Source organism: Desertihabitans aurantiacus (assembly GCF_003344635.1).
In the GTDB taxonomy this organism is placed as follows: Bacteria; Actinomycetota; Actinomycetes; order Propionibacteriales; family Propionibacteriaceae; genus Desertihabitans; species Desertihabitans aurantiacus.
This window is the reverse complement of sequence record NZ_QPKK01000353.1, coordinates 1-3,166: the sequence shown is the minus strand read 5'-3', so window position 1 is coordinate 3,166 and position 3,166 is coordinate 1. Positions and strand designations below refer to the sequence as shown.

4 protein-coding genes are annotated in these 3,166 nt (G+C 76.5%); 2 read left to right on the top strand and 2 right to left on the bottom strand.

The window, feature by feature from the left end; genetic code table 11:
• A partial coding sequence (locus tag DVA66_RS18750) for a hypothetical protein (RefSeq protein WP_198671942.1) occupies positions 1 to 205 on the top strand: 205 nt, incomplete at its 5' end.
• The gene (locus tag DVA66_RS18745) at positions 198 to 1,415 is read left to right on the top strand and encodes an MFS transporter (RefSeq protein WP_114561385.1); all 1,218 of its coding nucleotides are present in this window, start codon (positions 198 to 200) and stop codon (positions 1,413 to 1,415) included. The genes DVA66_RS18750 and DVA66_RS18745, both read left to right, overlap by 8 nt.
• Before the next feature lie 4 nt (positions 1,416 to 1,419).
• Here DVA66_RS18745 and nudC read toward each other — a convergent pair whose 3' ends face one another.
• Both nudC and DVA66_RS18735 read right to left on the bottom strand, forming a co-directional pair.
• Positions 1,420 to 2,292 carry an NAD(+) diphosphatase gene (gene nudC, locus DVA66_RS18740; protein WP_157974132.1) on the bottom strand — a complete coding sequence of 291 codons (873 nt, stop codon included), beginning with the start codon at positions 2,290 to 2,292 and terminating at the stop codon, positions 1,420 to 1,422.
• A 56-nt stretch (positions 2,293 to 2,348) separates the two neighbouring features.
• Positions 2,349 to 3,166: PD-(D/E)XK nuclease family protein (locus DVA66_RS18735; RefSeq protein ID WP_198671941.1), on the bottom strand; the 818-nt coding region annotated here is incomplete at its 5' end.

Genomic DNA, 3,166 nt, shown 5'->3' with positions numbered 1-3,166 from the left:
GGCGCTGGCCGACGTCGTCCGCGACCTGTCCCCCGCCGACCGCGCCGAGCTCGAGCGGCTGCTCGGCCTCCTCGTCGGCGGGCTGACCGAGGAGCACCTGCCCGCCCTGCGGCTCTGCCGGCTCTGCGACCGGGACGCCTGCGCCTCCGGCGGCGTCGGGTGCCCGCTCGCCCACACCACGCCGGAGGAGGTGGCCCGTGGCTGAGACGACGGCGCAACCGACCGCGCAGCGCGGCCGGCCGCTCGGCCGCACCGTGCTGCCGGGCGCGGCCATGGTCGCGGTCACCTTCGGCCTGGCCCGCTACGGCTACGGGCTGCTGCTGCCCGAGATGCGCGCCGAGCTCTCGCTCAGCCCCGGGGCGGCCGGGCTCATCTCCTCGGCCTCCTACGCCTCCTATCTCCTCGCCAACCTCGCCGTGGTCGGCGTGAGCGGACGGTTCGGGCCGCGGGTGGCCGTCGGGCTCGCCGCCGGCACGGCCGCGGTCGGGATGGCCCTGGTCGCCGTCGCCACCACCACGCCGCTGCTCGCGCTGGGGGTGCTGGTCGCCGGGGCGGCCGCCGGGTTCGCCTTCCCGCCCTACGCCGACCTGGTCGCCCGCGACGTGCGGGAGGAGCGCCGCGACGTCGCCTGGTCGGCGATCAGCTCCGGTACCGGCTGGGGGGTCGCGCTGGCCGGACCGGTCGCGATCCTGGCCGGTGCCCACTGGCGGACGGCCTGGCTGGTGTTCGTCGGGCTCGCGGTGGTGGTCGGCCTCGCCGCGGTGCTGCTCGCCCCCGGTCGCAGCCGGGCCCCGCTCCGCCGCCCCCAGCTCAGCTGGACCTGGTTCCTCTGCCCGCGCTCGGGGCCGCTGCTGCTCTCGGCGGTGCTGGTCGGCACCGGCAGCGCGGTCTGGTGGTCGTTCAGCGTGGACGCCCTGCGCGACGCCGGCCTGGACCCGACGGCGGCGCGGGTGGTCTACGCCGTCTGCGGCGTCGCCGGGGTGGTGGCCTCGCTCAGCGGGGTGGTGCTGTCCCGGACGGGACTGCGGGTGGGGTACCTCACCGCCTGCGTCGCGCTCGCGGCCTCGCTGGCCCTGCTCGCCGTCGGCACCGGGCAGCTGCCCGTCGCGCTCGCGGCCGCCGTGCTCTTCGGCACCTGCTACAACGCCGTCATCGCCGCCCACGGCATCTGGAGCTCCCGGGTCTTCGCCGACCACCCCGCCGCCGGACTGGCCGCCGTCAACAGCGCGCTGACCGTCGGCACCCTGCTCGGTCCGGTGCTCGCCGGTCTGGCGATCGCCCAGGTGGGCTACGGCTGGACCCTGCTCGGGGCGGCGGTGGTCGTCCTGGCCGCCCTGCTCTGCAGCCCGCCCGGACGCCGCCGGCAGCAGGCCCTGGCGCGGCACGACTGCCGGGCCACCCCGGTGCGGCCCTGAGCGGTCACCCGTCCCCGAGCAGCCGCCCGTCCAACCACGCCCGGATCATCCGGGAGGCGATCGAGGAGCTCATCGGCAGCACCAGCGACCCGTCGACCACCGCCTGCTGCACCTCCTGGCGACTCCAGAACCGTCCGGTGACGAGCTCGTCGCCGTCGACGGTGACCTCGCTGGAGGCGGAGCGGGCGGTGAAGCCGAGCATCAGCGAACGCGGCACCGGCCAGGGCTGGCTGCCCCAGTACCGCAGGTCGGTCAGCTCGACGTCGGCCTCCTCGAGGATCTCGCGGTGCACCGCCTGCTCCAGCGACTCCCCCGCCTCGACGAACCCGGCGAGGATCGAGGCGCGGTCCTCCGGCCAGGACGCCTGCCGGGCCAGCAGCAGCCGGTCCTCGGGGTCGACGACGGCGACGATCACCGCGGGGTCGGTGCGCGGGAACAGCTGCTCCCCGCACCGGGTGCAGCGGCGCGAGGAGCCGCCGTGGAGCACCGTGGTCGGCGCCCCGCAGATCGGGCAGTGGGCGGCCTGGCGGTGCCAGTTGATGAGCGAGACCGCGACCGTGGCGAGCTCGCGCTCCTGCTCGTCCAGCTGGTGGCCGACCGAGCGGAGGCTGCCGGTCTCACCCTCGGGCAGGGACAGCACGGTGAACACCGGCACCTCGGCGACCGTGCCCAGCAGGTAGTGCCGCTGCGGGTCGAAGGCGACGAACGGCCTCGGCAGCCGCAGCCGGTGCCCGCTGTCGCAGGTGTAGAACTCCCCGGTCTCGGTCACCTTGAGCAGACGGGCGTTCTCCTGCTCCCACAGCCGGGCCAGCCACTCCGGGCTCTGCCGGTGGAGGGGTTGGCGGTCCAGCGCGCTGCCTGCGGCCCAGCTTCTCACCGGCGCAAGGGTAGTGCCGCGACCGCGTCCGTCCCACTCGGCGCCGACCACCCCGCTCACCCTGCGGGAGCGGTGATCTCGGGCAGCGGGTCCACCACCTCCAACCGGTCCTCGCGCACCCAGTAGAAGGCGGCCCGCACCCGCTCCGGCGGGACGCCGGCCAGCTCGGCCCAGGCCGCCCGGTAGACCGCGAGCTGGCCCGGGTCGGCCAGGTGGTGCCGGCTGGTCTTCCAGTCCACCACCAGGCAGCACGGCTCTTCCCCGTCCGCTCCCGCACCGGCGGTGTCGTGCGCCCCGTCGCAGTAGACGGCGTCGATCCGTCCGCGCACCAGGTGCCCGGCCAGCCGGGTGGTGAAGGGCAGCTCCAGGTGGGTGGGCCGCCGCTCGGCGAACTGGCCGGCCGCGAAGGCCCGGCACAGCTCCTCCAGCTCCTGCTCACCGGCCAGCCCCTCGTCCACGCTGCCCGGCACCTCGTCCAGGTCGACCAGCGCGGTCGCACCGAGGAACTGCTCGACCCAGCGGTGGAACCGGGTGCCGAGCCCCGCCCCGGGCGAGGGCGGCCGCGGCATCGGCCGGACCAGCGCCGCCGCGAACTCCTGCGGGTCGGCCCGGGCCCGCAGCAGCTCGGTGGCGGTCAGCGAGGTCGGCAACCGCACCTCGCGGCGGCGTCGGCGTCCCTCCCCGACCTCGGTCACCAGCCGCTCCAGGTCGGCGTCCCAGACCGCCAGCTGCTCCTCCTGGTCGAGCAGCAGCTCCGGCGCGGTCTCGGGCTCGTAGCTGCCGGTGCGCCGGAACCGCTCCCGCGCCGCGGCCACGGCGCGGGCGGCCTCACGGCGGCGCGCCAACGCGTCGGGGTCGAGCGGGGCCGGCCAGG